General features: G+C 65.7%; 19 protein-coding genes. 6 read left to right on the top strand and 13 right to left on the bottom strand.

Annotation, left to right across the window (positions count from 1 at the left end):
* Positions 1–636: 636 nt before the first annotated feature.
* The 4 genes from AB0P21_RS36895 to AB0P21_RS36880 form a co-directional block, all read right to left on the bottom strand.
* Complete coding sequence (locus AB0P21_RS36895; protein WP_363703287.1) at positions 637–1,965, bottom strand: serine hydrolase domain-containing protein; 1,329 nt, start codon at positions 1,963–1,965, stop codon at positions 637–639.
* 98 nt (positions 1,966–2,063) lie between these two features.
* Positions 2,064–2,291, bottom strand: coding sequence for a hypothetical protein (locus AB0P21_RS36890; RefSeq protein ID WP_363703285.1), 228 nt, complete (start codon positions 2,289–2,291; stop codon positions 2,064–2,066).
* Between the two features lie 79 nt (positions 2,292–2,370).
* A complete protein-coding gene (locus AB0P21_RS36885; protein WP_363703283.1) occupies positions 2,371–2,580 on the bottom strand; it encodes a KTSC domain-containing protein in 210 nt (69 codons plus the stop codon).
* A 61-nt stretch (positions 2,581–2,641) separates the two neighbouring features.
* Positions 2,642–3,019 (bottom strand): helix-turn-helix domain-containing protein, encoded by a 378-nt coding sequence (locus AB0P21_RS36880; protein WP_363703281.1) that lies wholly within the window; start codon positions 3,017–3,019, stop codon positions 2,642–2,644.
* 144 nt (positions 3,020–3,163) lie between these two features.
* On the opposite strand from AB0P21_RS36880, the gene AB0P21_RS36875 reads away from it, so the two are divergent.
* On the top strand, positions 3,164–3,454 hold the full coding sequence (locus tag AB0P21_RS36875; RefSeq protein WP_363703279.1) for a hypothetical protein: 291 nt from the start codon (positions 3,164–3,166) through the stop codon (positions 3,452–3,454).
* Positions 3,455–3,513: 59 nt separating this feature from the next.
* Here the strand turns inward: AB0P21_RS36875 and AB0P21_RS36870 are convergent, their stop codons facing one another.
* The 3 genes from AB0P21_RS36870 to AB0P21_RS36860 all read right to left on the bottom strand — a co-directional run bounded on the left by AB0P21_RS36870 (position 3,514) and on the right by AB0P21_RS36860 (position 7,092).
* Positions 3,514–4,398, bottom strand: a complete 885-nt coding sequence (locus AB0P21_RS36870; protein ID WP_363703277.1) for a hypothetical protein — start codon at positions 4,396–4,398, stop codon at positions 3,514–3,516.
* A 223-nt stretch (positions 4,399–4,621) separates the two neighbouring features.
* On the bottom strand, positions 4,622–6,091 hold the full coding sequence (locus AB0P21_RS36865; protein ID WP_363703275.1) for a hypothetical protein: 1,470 nt from the start codon (positions 6,089–6,091) through the stop codon (positions 4,622–4,624).
* Between the two features lie 65 nt (positions 6,092–6,156).
* Positions 6,157–7,092 (bottom strand): hypothetical protein, encoded by a 936-nt coding sequence (locus tag AB0P21_RS36860; protein WP_363703273.1) that lies wholly within the window; start codon positions 7,090–7,092, stop codon positions 6,157–6,159.
* On the opposite strand from AB0P21_RS36860, the gene AB0P21_RS36855 reads away from it, so the two are divergent.
* Positions 7,081–7,224 carry a hypothetical protein gene (locus AB0P21_RS36855; RefSeq protein WP_363703271.1) on the top strand — a complete coding sequence of 48 codons (144 nt, stop codon included), beginning with the start codon at positions 7,081–7,083 and terminating at the stop codon, positions 7,222–7,224. The two genes, AB0P21_RS36860 and AB0P21_RS36855, sit on opposite strands and share 12 nt — an antisense overlap.
* 254 nt (positions 7,225–7,478) lie before the next feature.
* Positions 7,479–8,150, top strand: coding sequence for a hypothetical protein (locus AB0P21_RS36850; protein ID WP_363703269.1), 672 nt, complete (start codon positions 7,479–7,481; stop codon positions 8,148–8,150).
* 98 nt (positions 8,151–8,248) lie between these two features.
* Here AB0P21_RS36850 and AB0P21_RS36845 read toward each other — a convergent pair whose 3' ends face one another.
* From AB0P21_RS36845 to AB0P21_RS36835, 3 genes are all read right to left on the bottom strand, one after another.
* Positions 8,249–9,244 (bottom strand): hypothetical protein, encoded by a 996-nt coding sequence (locus AB0P21_RS36845; protein ID WP_363703267.1) that lies wholly within the window; start codon positions 9,242–9,244, stop codon positions 8,249–8,251.
* Positions 9,245–9,248: 4 nt separating this feature from the next.
* The gene (locus AB0P21_RS36840) at positions 9,249–9,920 is read right to left on the bottom strand and encodes a Crp/Fnr family transcriptional regulator (protein ID WP_363703265.1); all 672 of its coding nucleotides are present in this window, start codon (positions 9,918–9,920) and stop codon (positions 9,249–9,251) included.
* A gap of 234 nt (positions 9,921–10,154) precedes the next feature.
* Entirely contained in the window at positions 10,155–10,784 is a 630-nt protein-coding gene (locus tag AB0P21_RS36835) for a hypothetical protein (protein WP_270137649.1), read from the bottom strand.
* Positions 10,785–10,984: 200 nt separating this feature from the next.
* Here AB0P21_RS36835 and AB0P21_RS36830 point away from each other — a divergent pair, with 200 nt between their 5' ends.
* Positions 10,985–11,815 carry an aldo/keto reductase gene (locus AB0P21_RS36830; protein ID WP_363703262.1) on the top strand — a complete coding sequence of 277 codons (831 nt, stop codon included), beginning with the start codon at positions 10,985–10,987 and terminating at the stop codon, positions 11,813–11,815.
* 62 nt (positions 11,816–11,877) lie between these two features.
* Here the strand turns inward: AB0P21_RS36830 and AB0P21_RS36825 are convergent, their stop codons facing one another.
* From AB0P21_RS36825 to nrdR, 3 genes are all read right to left on the bottom strand, one after another.
* Positions 11,878–12,552 carry a barstar family protein gene (locus tag AB0P21_RS36825; protein ID WP_363703260.1) on the bottom strand — a complete coding sequence of 225 codons (675 nt, stop codon included), beginning with the start codon at positions 12,550–12,552 and terminating at the stop codon, positions 11,878–11,880.
* Between the two features lie 102 nt (positions 12,553–12,654).
* The gene (locus AB0P21_RS36820) at positions 12,655–15,546 is read right to left on the bottom strand and encodes a vitamin B12-dependent ribonucleotide reductase (RefSeq protein WP_363703258.1); all 2,892 of its coding nucleotides are present in this window, start codon (positions 15,544–15,546) and stop codon (positions 12,655–12,657) included.
* Between the two features lie 84 nt (positions 15,547–15,630).
* A complete protein-coding gene (nrdR, locus tag AB0P21_RS36815; RefSeq protein WP_363703256.1) occupies positions 15,631–16,119 on the bottom strand; it encodes a transcriptional regulator NrdR in 489 nt (162 codons plus the stop codon).
* Between the two features lie 324 nt (positions 16,120–16,443).
* Between nrdR and AB0P21_RS36810 the strand changes: the two genes are divergently transcribed.
* Together AB0P21_RS36810 and AB0P21_RS36805 are read left to right on the top strand one after the other, a co-directional pair.
* Complete coding sequence (locus AB0P21_RS36810) at positions 16,444–17,394, top strand: nucleoside hydrolase (RefSeq protein ID WP_363703254.1); 951 nt, start codon at positions 16,444–16,446, stop codon at positions 17,392–17,394.
* Between the two features lie 89 nt (positions 17,395–17,483).
* Positions 17,484–18,809, top strand: a complete 1,326-nt coding sequence (locus AB0P21_RS36805; RefSeq protein WP_363703252.1) for a Gfo/Idh/MocA family oxidoreductase — start codon at positions 17,484–17,486, stop codon at positions 18,807–18,809.
* Positions 18,810–18,821: the final 12 nt, after the last annotated feature.

Raw genomic sequence — 18,821 nt, 5'->3', positions numbered from 1 at the left:
ATATCTCAGAAACAATCAAACTGACTTGAATCATAATTTCTCAAAGGAATCCGAACACAAACAAAGAACAACCCACACCACAAACCAGATAGGCCCATGATGAAGAGGATCGCCCAATGCCGTGAAACGGGATAAAACAAATTCGGCATTGACTTTCGGCACGCTGTTGAGTTCTCAAGAATCGGACGCACACCGCGCTATGAACCTTGCGATTCAAGCTCCGGGGCAACCCGCCAAACATTACTGTTTCGCTCCGGGCCAGTCAAATCGGCCCTTTTCGATCCAGCCACCCCGCGACTCAGCAACCGAAGACCCGCCAGGGGCGTGCTTCAGCTACCAGGACTTTCCGGGGAGTTCGGAGCGACCGGCCGCTTTCGCGTCCCGCACTCGCTCCAACAAGAAGAAGATTACTGAGATTCACGGTGAAGATGCAAATCGAGATCCGGAGCTTGGCCGAACCCTTGCAAACGAGGGGTGGGAGGCCGGCGTACCGGCTCCCACCCGTCGAGTACCGCATCGCTCAGTAGACGCCTCTCGGCGAGTGGCCGCTCGTAGCGGCGAAGTGTGAGGCCCGGGGGTCTTGCACTGAACGACATCAGGTGTAACCCGCTCCCCCGCGTACCTATTCCCGCCCGGTCAGCTCAGCCGGATGCACTCGGTCTCCTCGCCCTCCTGGACGAAGACCAGACCGCCGTCGTCAGTCAGCCGCAGCTCCGAACTCACCCATCGCGCCGCGAACCGGCCGTCTCCCCGCGTCGCGAACCTCAGCGCCGGCTGCTGTCCGAAGACGACCTCGAGCGCGCCATCCGACGCGGTCACCTCCATCGTCAGGCTCTCGCCCAGCCGGTATCTCCCGGCCGCGGCCCGGAGTACTTCCTCGCTGACCTCAGTCCGCTCACTGACTTCGACTGCGTATCCCTCCCACCCGCAATCCTTTGCGATCCGCGCGATCGCCCTGTCGACGAGATGGCTCCCGTTGTCCCCATTGGTCATGACGGCCGCGCCTTGCCCCGTGTCCCGGTACGCGACCAGGTAGCACTTGAAGCCCTTGTTCGATCCGCCGTGACCGAAGCGGCGGCCCCCGTCGCCGAGGAACGCTCCGAGACCCAGCGCATCCATCGCGTCCCACGGGTCAGCGATGGCGACCTGGGGCGTGAGCATCTCCCGCGCCAGATCGGGCGAGACTAGGGCTCCCTCCCTCCCCACGTACGCATCGCGTACACCGTGGGCGAAGGCGACGAGATCGGTCGGCGTCGTCCACAGTCCTGCGGCCGCCAATTCGGGGTACGAGTGCCATCGGCCGGCGACCGGGCGTCCGAACTCGTCGTGTGCCGTCGCCGCTTGGTCGTGGAGCTCTTCCGGTAGCGGCTGCGCAAAATCGCTGGCATCCATGCCCAGCGGTTCCAGTAAGAGTTCGCGCAGCAGCGAGGGGAACGGCGTACCGGTGACGTCTTCGAGGAGTTGCTGGAGTACGACGGTTCCACCGCCGGAGTACCGGAACTGGGTGCCGGGGACGAGATCCACATGCACGCCGAAGGTGTTCGCCGGGCGTACGCCATCGAGGATCTGGACTGGTGTCGGCAGCTCGGCGCCCTGTCGGTACCCCGGGAATCCGGGCACCGTGAGGCCCGCGCTGTGACTCGCCAAATGCCGCAACGTGACGATCGGCTGCCACTCCCCAGCCGACGGCACCTGCCAGGACGTCAGTCGCCGATTGACGTCCTCATCGAGGTCGAGGAGGCCACGATCGACCAGCCGCAGCATCGCGAACACGGCGATCGGCTTGCTGAGCGAGCAAGCCTGAAAGAGCGTGGCGCCGGTGACGGGATCGGCGCGACCGGCTTCGAGTACGCCGGCGCTCCCCCGCTGGACGATCTCGCCGTTGTCGATGACCGCCCAACTTGCCCCTGGAACCTTGAACTCTTCGAGATCCTTCTCGATCTCGTCGCGCAGTCCGTCCAGCAATGCCGTCGCCTCCCAGGTCGATTGCCCTGGAGCCTAGCGACGGCGCGGTGCAGACAGCACGGCTGCGGATACCGGAGCATCCGCAGCCGTGCGACCTGTCAGCGGGACGGTTGTGGTGCCTCACAGTCGATCTTCGGGTTGGCACCGATGTAGTTCAGTGGGCCGGCGATGATCGTGACCACGATCGTGCCGACCTTGGCGCAGCTGGCATTGTCGTTCTTGAAATAACTTCGTTGGCCGGCCGCGGCGAGGCCGATCAACAACCACACGACCACAACGATCGTGATGACGCGAGAACCAGTCGTAGAGGCTCTACGAGTGCGCATGTCCACCTCCTGGCAAGTACGCACCCCCGTGCTTCCCCATTGGTGCCCGCCGGTGACACGGCGGAAACCCTCGGGTCGCTCAGACCTCCGCGACGTCGAAGTACGGCTTGATCTGGGTGTTCACGTAGTTGCCGATGCTGGGTGCGGCCAGCAGACCTGCGTACGTCGGCTGCGGCACCTCGTAGTACTGGTAGACGCTGCCGTTGACGTACTCGATCTCGAGCGTCTCGCTAGCCATGTCGTAGCCCACTGACCGCACACTCGCCGAGGTCACTGCTCGCCGCCTCATCCGCGTTGTCCCTTCGCGTCTCGGCAGCCGACAGTACGCCGTAGTAGGCGTCGACGCCCGGTCAATGCGGGCCAGGCTCGGTGTGGACTCGGCCGGCCGGTTGGGAATCCGCCGGCTGCAGCGCGGCGACTATCCGGGACAGCTCGCCCATCGCCGCCTGCAGTTGGTCGACCAGCGAGTCGTCGATCATCGGGCGCTCAGGCGGCGACGTCCCGACGCTGGCACTGAACCTTGTCTGCACCTCAGCCGAGGCGAGAGTGAGGGAGGTGTCGAGGGCCTCCTGCAGTTGCGGACTCGGGACCATGTCTGGCCGTTTGCGCCACTTGGCCACCGTGCGCGGCGAGATGCCGAGGTGTTCGGCGAACGACTCGCTGGTCAGCCGCAGGGCCGCCTGCAAGGCTCGTGCGTGCCGGCCCGTCCATTGGTCGATGACTGTCATCGGCCCGCTCCTCCCAGCTCTGACGTGATCACTCTGTGCAATCAGATTACGACGATCGAGTGACCTTGTGGGTGCACCTTCAGTGACCTGTGGATACAGCGCTGGTTCATGGTGGAGCGGAGCCTACGAGCGTTGACTGTCGCTATGGACGAGATCAGCGGCAGACCCGCGACGATGCTCCGGCCACCGCGAAGACACCTGAGAGTCGCAGCGGCGGCCGGGCCACGGCGCTTCCACCTCATCCGGCATGTCGACGTCTCAGGAGTGAGCGGCACAGGCGTCGTCGCCGAGGGCGTCGAGTGGTCCGACGGCACCGTCACCCTGCACTGGGGTGGCCGCTATCCCACCACCACAGTCTGGCAGGACGGAATCGACGCCCTGCTGACCATCCACGGCCACAACGGCGCCACCTCGATCCGATGGATGGACAAATGATGAACTCGGTAGGGCCGGCACCTCCCCTGCACCGGCGCCGGCCCTACCGACCCGACGGATCAGCCTTGGCCAGAAGGGTTGTCGCCCTGATCATCGGCTGCATCACTCGCTTGCTCGCGGTGCCCGGACAACTCCGGTACTACGAGCGCCAACGTGCCGTGCTCGCTGTCCCAGCGACGTTCGAGCGCATCGAGTGGGATGTCGTTGGCTGCCGCGGACAGCCGGGTCAGCGTGCCCAGCAGGTCGACACACTGAGCGACCTCACCGGGATTGTTGGCCAACCACCACACCACCGCCGAGCCCGGCGTGGCGAGCACGTCATCGCGGAGATAGGCGCGTTTGTCCTGCTCCAGTTGGCGTTCCAGCAACACGGTCTGGGCCCGCCGTTGCAGCGTGGTGATGTTCTGCAGGTGCTTGAGGTCGGCATCCGGCAGCTTGAGCCGGACCTCGGTCGCCCAGGTCCGCACCTGACCTTTCTCGTCGAGATCCGGCTCGCCGAGCAGGGCCGCGAGGCGGTGCTGGTTCAGCGCTTCCTCCGACGGTTGCTGACCTGCCGCCAACGCCTTGGCCCTGCTGAGCAAGGCATCGACGGCGACACTGCCCAGATCCGCATGCCGAAGCCCGGTCATCACCGGCGACCACTGAACGATCGCGGAGAAGCTGAAGTGATAGTCAGGCGACGCCGACGGAAGCCTCACACCAACAACGGTCCGCGTCGGCGGCGCAGTGAAAACAGGATCCCGATCCGCCGGTTTCGGGGCGGGCGGAGCGGGCGCCACCCGAACCACCGGTGGCTCCTCTTTCCACACCCCCGCCAGCACGACCAACACCACGATCGAAGCCAACGCAGCAACCCAGCCAGGGAAATCCACAGCCATCGCCAGAAGCCAGAACCCCGCCACCACTGCGGCTGCCAGCAGCAGTACTCGTTTGATAGGAGTCATCGTGAACCACCCCTGACCTGCCGCAGATACCCGAGTGTCCCCAAGGCCGCTCGCCTCTCACCCCCGCGGTGATCACCTCACAACAAACCACAGAAAGTCTGCCACGCCTCACACACCGTAGCCACGCAAAGCGTGTCGTTCCTGTGGGTGCGATTCGATCGCTCTGGGGCCGGTAGCCTGGCGCTGCCTCCACAGGCGCCGGACTACCGGGACCTCTAGTTCGTCATTCGGATGAGAACTTTTCGCGGTAGGTCTGCGCCGAGGGCTCGTCGGCGATGGACGGCTGCTGCGAGTTCTTGTTTGGTGTCACGCCGTCAGAGTTTTCGGTGCCGGTGGCGGTGACGGTGCCGGAGATCTGCGGTGCCGATGCTGCCAAAGGCGTTGAGGTAGAGGTTGCAAGCGCAGCTGATGCGGGCTCGGCCCGACCAGGAGCAGGCCGGTCGGATGCGGCTCGATTGGCTGCAGGCAGGTCTGAGCCGGTCTGATCGTCCGTGGGCTGATCGTCCATGAGCTGATCGTCCGTGGGCTGGTCGGCTTCGGGCGCATTGCCGAGCACCTCCGCGTTCCCGTACGTCGTACCGACGTGCTCGGTGCTTGCTGGTTCGGAGGTGGATATTTGGGTGGTCACCGGACTGTAGGTGCGGTCCTCGGCGTTCACCCGCTTGTGGGCCGGGTTCGGGGTGGTCAGTGGTTCGTTAGTTGGAGGCTGGGGACTGGGGGTTGGAGTGATGGGGTCTACGTCGTGGAGTTCGCGGATACGTTGGGCTTGGCTGGGGCGGTTGAAGCGGGCTTCCAGGTTGGCCAGGTAGTCGGCCTTCAAGGAGCGCTCGGGCTCGTCGTGGCCTTCGAGCAGTTTGGCTACTGCTCCGTCGAAGTCGAAGGCGGGTAGTGGTTGCGTCGGCGGAGTGTCCGTGGATGCGAAGATCACTGGGCGGCCGTGGTGCGCAGCATCCTGGCTGCTGATCGACTCCAGTTCTTCGTCGATCGACATCTTGCCGTTGGCCGCGTTCGACAGTTGTCGCAGGTCACCGAGCAAGCCGACGCACTTCTCTACCTGGCCGGGATTTCGGGCCAACCACCAGCTTGCCGCGGAGCCGACCGTCGCGAAGACGTCGTCCTTGAGGTACGCCCGCGTCTCCAGTTCCAGCCGTCGCTCGAGCCGCGCGGTTTGCTCTCGTTGACCAACTTCGACGATCGACCTCAGGTGCTGGCGATCCTCGGTCGGCAGCCTCAGCTTCACGCCTGTCGCCCATACGTGCAGCCGGCCCGTCTCATCCAGGTCCGGTTCGCCCAGCAAGGCGGCGAGACGCCAACTGACCCAACCTTCGTCGCTCGGAGCGTGCAGGGCGCTCACCGCCCTGGCTCTGGTGAGTACAGCATCGACAGCGATACTGCCCGCATCGGCATATCTGCCAGTTGCCGATCTCTCCGACCAGCCGATGGTCGCCGAGAGCTCGAAGTAATACTCAGGCGAGGCCGATGGCAACCGAACGCCAGAGATCTCCCGGGTCGGCTGCGACTCCGATTCTGTTGTCGACGCGGTTGTCAGAGAGCCGTTGAACGTCTGCACTTCCGGCGTCACCTGAGATCGCGACGAAATGAAATCGTTGCCCGCCGAGCTCCGCCAGACGGCTGCTGCCACCAACAGGATCACCGAAGCCCCGATCACCACCCAGCTCGGCCAGTTGATCAACTGTGCGATGACGTAGACGAGGAGTACGACGGCGGCAGCCGCGATCAGTTGTGTTCTGGTCGGTTTCATCGCGATTCTCCTTCGAGGCTTAAGGATAAGGCTGGCTTCACGGCCAGGGCGTCACGGATTGCGTTCTCGACGCCGGCGGCGGCACTGCGTCGCCAGCCGGCCAATTCGCCGCTTGCTAGCCAAGCCCGGTTCGTGGTGTAGAGCTGAGCCAGCAAATCGACCTGGCTGCCACAGAGCTCGAGCATTGCGGCCAGCAACGCGCTCGCTTCGGCCTGGGAATCGTTCGCCGCTGCCAAGGCGTGTTGTTCAAGCCATGGCTGAACCGCCGTACTCCAGTCCGTCGGCGACAGGCGGTCCAGCGCGAGTCGCCAGGTTTCGACAACCTTGATGGCAAGCCGCCGTACTGCGAGAGGCGATGGTCTGCCGGGGATACCGGTCAATCTCCGTGGTGTGACGATGGATCGGCAGAGTTCGCTGTCGAAGCGATCCCGGTCGGTCAGTACGGCGAGGAACTGTTCGAGCGTTCGGTTGTCCTCACACAGCTCGGCGATCGCGGCACGAGCGCTCTGCGCCGTCGGCGACCGGTGGTCGCACAGCCAACGCAGCCGGATCAGCGCCTGCTTGGGATGCCCGACCGCGAGCTCCGTCGCGCAGATGCTGACGAGCAGGCCGCCCAGGCCTGGCTTACCCCGTGGGTTCCTCGACCAGTCGTACAACTTGGAGCGGACCTCGTAGTCAGTTCGCTCGTCGATCAGAACTGTGGTCAGGATGACTCGGGCCAGCCACAGCTCGTCGCGGCCGCGCTCAGACCAGTCCTCGACCACTCCGAAGAGTTCGGGAAGGCTGCCGGTTCTCGCGACCTGCTCGGCGAAACGCCTTGCCACCAACTCTTTGTCCCGCGCTGTCGCGGCCTGCCAGCTTCCGATCCGTAGTACCCAGTTGGAGAACTCGTGCCGCAAGTCCGGGTAGGCATCCCAGAAGTGAGCGAGCACCGCCTGACCGAAAGCAAGTTGCCGAAAGCGAACGCGGCCGATGCCATCGGTCGTGTGAAAACAGTCGAGACCACGAATCCGGTCCGTGATCCCCGGCTCAGCGATCCGATGGATCTCGACCGGATCTGGTAGCCAAGTTCGCGGTGCAGGCTGAGCTCGGCGGAGAAGACTGTGTCGGCTTTGCTGGTTTCGGCCATCGCCGCGGCCAGCAGCAAGGTTCGTTGCGCTACCGAGTTCAGTCCGCCGACGTATGTCGAGACAGCCTCCGTGTGATCGGCCGTTGCAGCCAACGCTGCGCGGAACCAGGTCCGGACATCACCACCGATGTTCTGCTCCCGGGCCTGCCGCAACAGGTCCGCCACCTTCGGAACGTCCCGCAGCGGTAGTTGATCGAGATCCGCGAGATCCGCGCTGTCGACCCGCGAACGCCCTGGTACCGGCAGATCGAACGGCCGGAGGTGCGCCGCCAGAACCTGCCAGCTGTCTGGCCGTTTGATCCGGCAGATCAGTCCCACCAGATCGTCGTGGACCAGCGCGTCCCGATGCGGCGGAATCAGGATGATCAGGCGCGCTTTGCGCTGTTCGGCGATCGCGACGCAGTGCAGCAACTCGTTCTGCAGCGCCGCGAAGGCAGTGCCCTCCTCCACCTCCGACACATCGAGCAGCAGCCGGTCGCCCTCGGTGATCTCATCGGGCGGCAAGCGTTCCTGATCGGTGAAATCGTCCTTGGACAGCAACCGCAGAGCACTCGCCGACCCCACCGACGGCGAGAGCAGGATCTTGGCGGTGGTCCTGCGGCCACTACCCGGTGGTCCGGTCAGGATCAACGAGGTTCCCGGCGACTCGAGCCGCCGTTGCAGCAGGCCGAACCCTTCGGGCCGGACGAAGACCGCACGAAGGTTCTCGATCTCGCTGATCACCGCGTCGAGCCGCGCCGACTTCTGCTGAAGCCGCGTGGCTTCGATCAGTTGCGTGACGTAGTTGTTGAAGACCGGGCCGGAGTTGACTGTCGAGTACTGCAGCAGATGACCGGTACCGGCATGTGTCGGGCCCTGTGAATCCGTCACGATGGCGCCCTGATGAGTCCCGATGTTTCCCACGCCGCCATGTCTGGCGGTCCGGATCATCTGCTCTGGGTCGGGTACGGCGTCCGCCGTCATTGCGGCGTTTCCCGGTCCGAGCGACCGTCCAGGTAGAGATGCCCGGTTCCGAGATGGGTCGGTCCGCTGGAGTCGGTGATGATCGGTCCTGTGCTGGTTCCGATACTGCCCACTCCACCTCGTCGGTACCGCGTGTTGTCAGTGACCTGAACGGCGGGCGGAGCAGCTTCGGCCGGGCCAGGCTCAGCAGGCGTAGTGGCTGTCGCCGTGGAACCGTCCGCCGGCTTACCAAAGCCATGCGTGAGGAGCTCGCCGGATGGCACTGGCACTCGGAGATAGGCCCGGCCCTGGTAACTCTTCACCTGCACCGGCGCCTCGACGTACAGGTCTTTGGGTTCATCGCTGTAGCCGGCAGCCACCGCGTCCTCGTATGCACGGGACGAGACGATCGCGGCGACTCGGGTGATATCGCCCGAGCGGGCCAGCAAGTCGCGGACCGGTTTGCTGTCGAGGAGTCGGTGGAGTTCGACCCGGGCGTCGCCTGCACCGTCCGACACGCTTCCCTGGCCGGAGTCGGTGACCGGCCCGACCGTGACACTGACTCGCATCCGGATCGGTTCGAAGCCGGCCGCGGCCAGCATCTGGCTCCGTCCGGCGAGCTCCGCTTGAAGTGCACCGAGGTACGGGTTCAGCAGGAAGGGCAGGCGTTCGGCCGGCAAGCCGATCGCATAGCCGTCCCCCGTGGAGTCGGCGAACGTGGTCTCGGCCCAGAGCTCCTCCAGGCCGCAGCGAGTGAAGGCGCTCTGCATGATCTCCGGAATGAGCGCATTGAGGTGGCCATGCTGGCGACCAGGCGCGCCGCTGTAGTCCTTCATGTCCACGACAAGCATCGAGCGGTACGGCGGCAGATCGCGCACGCCTGCGGATCCTGCGTTTTGGAATGTGTTCATGGTTTGCCTCCCAGGGCCTGAGAACGTCGGTGTCACCAGGTTTGCGGTGGACGACGACCCGCGTTGTCCGGAATCGGACAATGCGCGGGTGAGCTGTTTCACGAGGTCAGGCTTCGGCCCACTCGCGAAGGCGGGTCAGATCTGCGACCACCAGTTGCGGGCCTGGTCCGAGGGCACCGGACCGCCGGAGCTTTGCCAGCTGGTCGGTGACCGTGCTGCGCGACATGCCGAGTGAGGCGGCCAACTCCTCCTGGGTGAAGGGCACCCGGAGTGGGTCAGCGAGGCCGGGCGGTGCGAACCGAACCATGTCGAACAACAGCTGGGCGATTCGGCGTACGGCGAGGCGGTGGGCCAGATCGACCTGGCGAGTCACTGCCTGGTCGAACTTGCCGGTGACGTAACCACGGAAGGCAGCGGTCAGGTCATTGGCTGTCAGGAATCGTTCGAAGGCCGGCAGCGCGAGGTACCGCGCGGTGCACTGGTCGATGGCTTCGATCGTGGCGGTACGGCGGCCTTCGGCGTCCCCCGCCAGTTCGCCGAGGAGATGGCCGGCACCACGGACGGTGAGCATGAGCTGGGCGCCGTCTTCTGCGCCGGCCAGGACCTTGACCCGGCCGCTTTCGAGGACCAGGACGAAACCGCCGGGGTCGCCCTGACGAAGTAGCGCGCGACCTGGGTTGTAGCTCCGCAAATCACCTGTGGTCAGGAGAATCCGCCAGGCTTGTGGGCCGATGCGGGCGGCGAAGGTTTCGTGATCGGGCTGCTCGAACGTGTCCATGACAGTCCACCCTCCGCGCCTCGACATCCCGCCCCAGGTCGGTCCGAGGACCACGGAAAAGTCTCACATGGGTGACGGAACGTAGCGACGCGTCGCGTGTCGGACGGGTGCTCCCAAGTCAACTGGAGAGTCGAGCAGGTAGGCCGGGCGAAGGGCGGAGCAGGGCGGCGACTGAGAGCCAGGCGGGTCAGCCGACGGAGCCGAACACGTCGGCCCGCTTCCGCCCCTTGTAAGTCAGCCGGCGAGGGAGCGGAGGGCTCGGCGGCTGGGGGTTAGGAGGACTGGTTTATACGGACAGCGGGCGTCGGTAAGGGTTTCGTAGGCGCTGATGGCTCGGGTGGCGGCGTCCCAGCCTTGTTCGGCGGGGCTTTTGCCGAGGCCTCGGTTGCGGATCAGGGCGCCGTAGAATGCGGAGCAGAAGACGGTGGCTTCGTACCAGCCGATGACTGTGCTGGTGCCGATGTAGGTGATGTCGTCCTGGAGGCAGTCGCGGATGGCGCGTTGCCATTTGCCGATGCCGGTTTTGCAGCCGTCGGCGATCACCACGCCGCTGGCGATGCCCCAGGAGCGGTCGAGGAACCAGTCGGCCAGGGCGGTCAGGGAGACCTGGGTCTGGCCGTCGGTGGAGAGGAAGGACGGTTCGTCGCTGTGGTCACCGTGCGCCATCACGTGCAGCACGGTGGACGGGGTGGTCAGGGCGGAGAAGGCGGTCTCGTGGTCGCGGGTGCGGACGAAGTTCACGTCGATCACCGGGCTGTTCCAGCCGGCGTTGATGTTGCTCGTGATGCCTTGGACGAACGTCATCGAGGCGTCGAAGGAACTGTCCAGGCCGAGGTCCACCAGCGTGATCAGTCGGTTCTTCATCGCCCACCCCTCACAAGCTTTCTCTCTTCGGCAGTTGACCTGCCGACCCCCATGATGACCCAGCCCGCCGACAATTCGCTGCCCGCGTCTCGGCTCTCAGTCTCGGCCGCCTGAACTGGCTCCGCGCGGGGTGGGGAAAGGGTTTGCTGGCGGCGTGGATACGGTGGCTAGAGAACTGTCGGCAGCTGCCTGGAGGATCGATGAGCAACGTTCCAACCGTCACTCTGAGCAACGGCGCGGTCCTGCCGCGACTGGGACTCGGGACCTCTCCGATGAACGACGACGATGCCGAGCGGGCCGTAGTACAGGCGCTCGAGGTCGGGTACCGACTGATCGACACCGCGGAGAACTACCGCAACGAGGTCGGCGTCGGGCGTGCGCTGAAGGCGTCCGGGGTGGCGCGGGAGGAACTCTTCGTCACCTCCAAGTTCAACAAGCGGTGGCACAGCGTGGAGGGCGTGCGGACCGCGTTCGACGCGAGTGCGGAGAAGCTTGGGCTCGAGTACCTCGATCTGCTGCTGATCCACTGGCCGAACCCGGATCAGGATCAGTACGTCGACGCCTGGCGCGGGTTGCTGGAGTTGCGCGAGGCAGGACTGGTGCGAGCGATTGGTACGTCGAACTTCAAGCCGGCGCATCTGCAGCGGCTGATCGACGAGACGGGTGTCGCGCCGGAGGTGAACCAGGTGCAGCTCAGCCCGATGTGGGCCAAGTCGGCTGAGCGTGAGTTCCATGCTGAGCACGGCATCGTCACTGAGGCCTGGAGCCCGCTTGGCAAGGGCACGGATCTGCTGGAGCACCCCGCTGTTGCCGCTGCCGCCAAGGCGCATGACAAGACGCCGGGCCAGGTCGTACTGCGCTGGGAGGTGCAGCAGGGCGTCGTACCGATCCCGAAGTCCGCGAATCGCGAGCGCCTTGAGCAGAACCTCGCGGTCTTCGACTTCGAACTCACTGCCGAGGAACTGTCAGCTCTCGCTGCCTTGGACGGCACGGGGTCGACCCAAGCCGACTCGGATCGCTTCGGTCACTGAGCGCAGGACCGGCGCCTGCAGGATTGATTCACCTTGCAGGCGTTGGCCTGGCGTCTCAGAAGTCAGCGGATATCGACCTGTACTCCGTTTTCGGTGAGCCAGGTGACTAGTTGATCGAAGGTGATGTCATGGAGGGAATCGGCGTTCCAGCCGAAGTAGCCACCGCGGCCGTTGATGGCCTCGCCGATCGCGCAGTAGAAGCTTTCGACGTCCGTGATCCCACGGCCGTCGAGGTGGTAGCTGGCGGACGGCGGACGGTCGGGACTGTCCTGGCGATGATGAGCCAAGGCAGCTCCTGACCAGTGGTGCCGGAGTACGCGGTCGTACCTCAACCACAGGCGTGGTTCGGTGGGGCGGCCGACCTGCCAGAGATCCCAGATTGTTCTCGCACCTGCCGGCAGAGAACCGAAGACCGCCGAGTCGAACGTGATGTCGAGCAGGTCATCCCCAAGGTCCGATGGGGAGACAGCTGTCACCGCTCCCTGCAGACCAGCTCCGATCACCTCGCTGACGACGCCTGTCTCGTCCACGCTGTGGACGGCGACGTGGACCTGGCGGCGACGAACGGCACTGCCCGGGAGCGAATCCAGGGCGCGACGGAACGGCGGCTCTGGGCGACACCCGATCAGCTTCGCGACCTGGGGCCCGTCGCTGAATAGCCCGTCGATGTCAGCACAGGCCGCGATCGCCTGATTGTCATCGCTGTTCTGATCGATCAGCAGCCAGCGGAGAGTCATCAGCCTGTCCCCTTGCCGAATCGAGACGTGCTCCGGGCACGCTGCGGCCCCCGGGGGAAGTGGGAAGTTCCCGGGGGCCGTGGCGCTGTCAGCTAGGGGTGGTCAGCTGCAGCCGGAGGTGCTGCCGCAGCCTTCGCAGACGTAGCAGGAGCCGGAGGGGCGCATCTTGGTGCCGCAGGTGAAGCACAAGGGAGCGTCCACCGAGGTGCCGGTGATCAGTTCGAACATTTCGGCGGTGGTGCGGACTTCGGAGGAGACGGGCTTGGCTGCGGCGGCGTCGATGGAGGCGTCTTCCACCTCGACCTTTTCCGTCAGCGGCTCGACCGACTTCAGGGACTCGGCTTCCGAGATCTCGACGGGGGCCGGCTCGTAGGAGCCGGTGTCGAGTTGGCGGGAGCGCTCCTCGGCGGAGTAGATGCCGAGGGCCGCGCGGTCGTCGAAGGACAGGTGGTCCAGCGCCAGGCGGCGGAAGATGTAGTCCATGATCGACTGCGCCATCCTGACGTCCGGGTCGTCGGTCAGGCCGGCCGGCTCGAACTTCAGGTTGGTGAACTTCTGGACGTAGGTCTCCAGCGGCACACCGTGCTGCAGGGCGATCGAGATCGCGATCGAGAAGGCGTCCATCACCCCGGCCAGGGTCGAGCCCTGCTTGCCCATCTTCAGGAAGACCTCGCCCAGACCGTCGTCGGGGTAGGAGCCGGCCGTCATGTAGCCCTCGGCGCCACCGACGCTGAAGGAGGTGGTGCGGGACGGACGCGACTTCGGCAGCCGCTTGCGGGTCGGCCGGTACTCGATGATCTGCTCGACGACCTTCTCGGCCGCGGCCTCGGTCGATGCCTCGGCCTTCTTCGCCTTGGAGTCCGACAGCGGCTGGCCGACCTTGCAGTTGTCGCGGTAGACGGCGAGCGCCTTCAGGCCGAGCTTCCAGCCCTGGAAGTAGACGTCGGCGATCTCCTCGACCGTCGCCGTCTCCGGCAGGTTGACCGTCTTCGAGATCGCGCCGGACAGGAACGGCTGGGCCGCCGCCATCATCCGCACGTGGCCCATCGGCTTGATCGCGCGCTCACCCATCGCGGTGTCGAAGATCGAGTAGTGCTCGGTCTTCAGCCCCGGGGCGTCGACGACGTGACCGTTCTCCGAGATGAACTCGACGATCGCCTCGATCGTCTCCTCGGTGTAGCCGTACTGACGCAGCGCCCGCGGCACCGTCTGGTTGACGATCTGCATCGAGCCGCCGCCGACCAGCTTCTTGAACTTGACCAGCGAGAAGTCCGGCTCGATGCCGGTCGTGTCGCAGTCCATCATGAAGCCGATGGTGCCGGTCGGCGCGAGCACCGAGGCCTGCGCGTTGCGCCAGCCGTTCTTGGCGCCGGTCTTCAGGACGCCGTCCCAGGCGGCCGTCGCGTGCTTGTGCACGTCGGCGTCGATCGGGTGCACGGTGCGGATCGCGTCGTTGGCCGCGGCGTGCTTGCGCATCACCCGGGTGTGCGCGTCCTTGTTGCGCTCGAACCCGTCGTACGGGCCGACGATGCCGGCCAGCTCGGCGGAGCGCTTGTACGACGTACCCGTCATCAGCGAGGTGATAGCGCCCGCCAGTGCGCGACCACCGTCGGAGTCGTAGGCGTGTCCGGTCGCCATCAGCAGCGCGCCGAGGTTGGCGTAGCCGATGCCCAGCTGCCGGTAGGCGCGGGTGGTGTCGCCGATCGCCTCGGTCGGGAAGTCGGCGAAGCAGATCGAGATGTCCATCGCGGTGATGATCAGCTCGACGGCCTTGACGAAGTTCGCCGAGTCGAACCGGTCGTCGTCGGTGAGGAACTTCATCAGGTTCAGCGACGCCAGGTTGCAGGACGAGTTGTCCAGGTGCATGTACTCCGAGCAGGGGTTGGACGCGGTGATCCGGCCCGTCTCGGGGGTGGTGTGCCAGTCGTTGATGGTGTCGTCGTACTGGATGCCCGGGTCGGCGCAGGCCCAGGCGGCGTGGCTGATCTTGTCGAACAGCTCGCGGGCGTCGACGGTCTCGATGATCGAGTTGTCGATCCGGGCCCGCAGGCCGAACTCGCCCTTCTCCTCGACCGCGCGCATGAACTCGTCGGTCACCCGGACCGAGTTGTTCGCGTTCTGGTACTGCACCGAGGTGATGTCGCGGCCACCGAGGTCCATGTCGTACCCGGCGTCGCGGAGGACGCGGATCTTGTCCTCCTCGCGCATCTTGGTCTCGACGAACTCCTCGATGTCGGGGTGGTCGACGTCCAGCACGACCATCTTGGCCGCGCGGCGGGTGGCGCCACCGGACTTGATGGTGCCCGCGGACGCGTCCGCGCCGCGCATGAAGCTGACCGGGCCGGAGGCGGTGCCGCCGGAGGACTGCAGCAGCTCCTTCGAGGACCGGATCCGGGACAGGTTCAGGCCGGCGCCGGAGCCGCCCTTGAAGATCAGCCCCTCTTCCTTGTACCAGTTCAGGATCGAGTCCATCGAGTCGTCGACGGCGAGGATGAAGCAGGCCGACACCTGCTGCGGGGAGGTGGTCCCCACGTTGAACCAGACCGGCGAGTTGAAGCTGAAGTACTGGTGCAGCAGCATCCAGGTCAGCTCGTGCTCGAACACCTCGGCGTCGGCCGGGGTGGCGAAGTAGCCGTGGTCCTCACCGGCCTTGCGGTAGGTCTTCACGACCCGGTCGAGCAGCTGCTTGAGGCTCCACTCGCGGTTGTCGTGACCGACGGCGCCGCGGAAGTACTTGGTGGTGACGATGGTGGAGGCGTTCACGCTCCAGTAGTCGGGGTACTCCACCCCGCGCTGCTCGAAGACGGTCTCGCCGGTCTTCCAGTTCTGCTGGACGACGTCGCGGCGCTCCCAGGTCACGTCGTCGTAAGGGTGGACACCCTCGGTGGTGAAGATGCGATCGATGGTGAGTCCCGCGGGCGCGTTCTTGCCCTTGCGGAACCCGGCCGTCGACCTCTTGGTCGACCCCGAATGGCCGGTCACCGTCTCTGTCATGTTGGCTCCTCGCCTGTCAATGTCGCGGTCTGTCGGGACCGCCCCGTTGATGGTGCTCTGGGTACCGCGGTACTGCTGGTGGTGCTATCCCCGATTTATGTCTTGGACGGGCTCGGTGCCCTCGGGCTCCTTCTCGGCCCGGAGCAGCGCGATCTCCGTCTCGAAGTCGTCGGCCGACTCGAACTGCCGGTAGACGCTCGCGAAGCGCAGGTACGCCACCTCGTCGAGCTCCCGCAGCGGTCCGAGGATCGCCAGCCCGACCTCGTGGGCCGGCACCTCCGGCGAGCCACTGCCCTTCAGCGCGTCCTCGACCTGCTGGCCCAGCCGGGCCAGGGCGTCCACGCCGACGGGCCGGCCCTTGCAGGCCTTGCCGACTCCGTTGATGACTTTTTCCCGGCTGAACGGCTCGGTCGCGCCGGAGCGCTTCACGACCGTCAACTGCATCTGCTCGACGGTGGTGAACCGCTTCTCGCAGACCGGGCACTGCCGCCGGCGGCGGATCGCTCCGCCGTCCTCGGCGACCCGGCTGTCGACCACCCGGGAGTCCACGTGCCGGCAGTAGGGACAGTGCATGGCGGACCACTCCTCCCGTGAGCGTTCACCCCCGTCTGGGGATGAATCTGTGGATCAGCTGGGGACAACTTGTGGATGACCTGTGAGTAACCAACCACTACCTGTGGATGACTTACAGGGGTGTAACTACTACATCTAGGGATGCTACGTCCGGCCTCCGACACTTTGCAAGAACGCTCCGATCTCGCGCGCGTCTTTATGTTTCAACACCCGCGCGGCGGTGTGTACTCCCGCGTGGCGACGCCGCGGAGACCCTTTCGAGGCGCAAAATGCAGGCCGCCGACCGGCTGCGGGCACGGTCCGCCGGTAGGTGAAGATGGAGACATGAAACCGGTCATCCTCGACGTCGACACCGGGCTGGACGACGCCTGCGCCCTGCTGCTCGCCGCCCGGCACCCGGAGCTCGACCTGAAAGCCGTGACCTGCGTCGGCGGCAACGTCGGCCTCGACCAGGTCGTCGTGAACACGCTGACAGTGCTCGAGGCCGCCGGCCGCACCGACGTACCAGTAGGTCGCGGTGCTGCACTCCCCCTGCTGCAACCAGTCCGGACTGCTGCCCACGTCCACGGCGCCGACGGTCTCGGTGACCTCGGCTGGCCACGCTCCACCCGTACTGCGGACGCCCGGCACGCCGTGGATCTGCTGCGCGACGCGCTGCTGGAAGCCGCCAGCACCGGCGAGCTCGTGACCCTGATCCCCTTGGCGCCGATGACCAACATCGCGCTGCTGCTGCGGACCTACCCCGAGGCCGCGGCCGGATTGCGCGAGATCGTCTTCATGGGTGGCGCGGCCGGAATCGGCAACGCGACGGCGGCCGCGGAGTTCAACATCTGGACCGACCCTGAGGCCGCCGCGATCACACTCGCCGCGGCAGCTGAGCTCGACGTGCCGGTCACCATGTATGGGCTGGACGTCTTCTACGACGTGGTGATCCCACTGGCCGAGGCCAAGGAACTCAACGGCTCACCGTCGGCGGATCTGGCCAGGCGGCTCATCGAGCGGCGCAGCGAGCTCTACAAATTGGACGGCGCCAGCATCGGCGACGGCGGCGCGGTGTGCGCCGTGATCGATCCGGACGGACTCACCACCCAGCCCTTCCCGCTGCGGGTCGAGTTGTCCGGCAGTTGGTCGCGGGGGCGCACGATCGTCGACACCCGGGACTGGTCGGGCGATCTGACCACCGACCCGTACGGCGCCGCGCCGCCTGTCGTGCAGGTCGCGACCGCCGTGGACGGCCGGCGTTATGCCGACCTCTGGCTGGCGACGGTTCGGTAGCCGACCGGATTCGGTCACCGGGTTGTTCTGACAAATTCACCGTGATTGCATGGCAAGCGCTTCCCAGTCGATCTCACCAGGAGCTTGCCTTGTCTGCAGCTGCCCAGGACCGTCGTCGTTACGCAGTGGTCGGATTGGGGGCCCGGGCGCAGACTTTCGTGCACGCAATCGCCGGCCCGTACGCCGATCGCGCCGAACTGGTCGGCTTCTGCGATCTGAACCGGACCCGGATGACGGTCCACAATCGCTGGCTGGCCGAGAAATTCGGGACGCCCGCGATTCCGCAGTACGACGCTGCTGATTTCGGGCTGATGTTGACGGAACAACGCGTCGACGTGGTCGTGGTGACGTCGATGGATCGGACTCACGACGACTACATCGTCACGGCGCTCGAGGCCGGGCTCGACGTGATCACCGAGAAGCCGATGACGATGGACCCGGTGCGTTGCCGGCGAATTCTCGCGGCGGCGGAGAAGGCGCGTGGGAGTGTCCGGGTGGCGTTCAACTATCGCTACAACCCGGTGCACGAGAAGGTCCGCGAGGTACTGGCCTCGGGAGCGATCGGGGAGATCGGCTCGGTGCATTTCGAGTGGCTGCTCGATGTGCGGCACGGGGCGGACTACTTCCGCCGCTGGCATCGCGACAAGGCGAATGCCGGCGGGCTGATGGTGCACAAGGCGACGCATCACTTCGACCTGGTGAACTGGTGGATCGGCGCCGAGCCGGTGTCGGTGTACGCCGATGGAAAGCTGTTCTTCTATGGCGAGGCGAACGGGAAGAAGCGCGGGCTGGCGCGCGATTACGACCGTGCCGATGGCGCAGCGGCCGCGGCGGACGACCCGTTCGCGATCAAGCTGTCGGCATCGGAGCAGTTGCGCGAGCTTTATCTCGAGGCCGAGCACGAGGACGGTTATCACCGGGACCAGAACGTCTTCGCGCCGGGAATCACGATCGAGGACGACATGGCGGTGCTGGTCAGGTATTCGACCGGCGCCTCCTTGAGCTATCACCTGACCGCGTACTCACCGTGGGAGGGTTATCGGATCGCCTTCAACGGCAGCGCCGGGCGATTGGAGTTGCTCGTCCGGGAGAACACCTTCGCGACGCCTCCGGAGGATCAGCAGCACGCCACCGCCGTACAGCATGGTGATGCGAAGCCGGGTGAGACCGAGGCGCTGCTGACCTTGCATCCGCTGTGGGAGCCGCCGCAGACGCTGCTCCATGGCGAGCTCGGTCAAGGCCATGGCGGAGGAGACGAGCGGCTGCTCGAGTCCCTTTTCGGCGACCCGGCGGAAGATCCCCTCGGCCGGAGCGCGGATCATCACGACGGCGCCCGCTCGTTGCTGGTCGGGCTGGCGGCCAACCGCTCCTTCGAGACCGGCCAGGTAGTCCAGGTCTCCACGCTGCTCAGCTGATATGAACGAGCG

The organism is Kribbella sp. NPDC056861 (assembly GCF_040687575.1).
Taxonomy (GTDB): domain Bacteria; phylum Actinomycetota; class Actinomycetes; order Propionibacteriales; family Kribbellaceae; genus Kribbella.
This window is presented reverse-complemented; position numbering and strand designations above follow the sequence as displayed.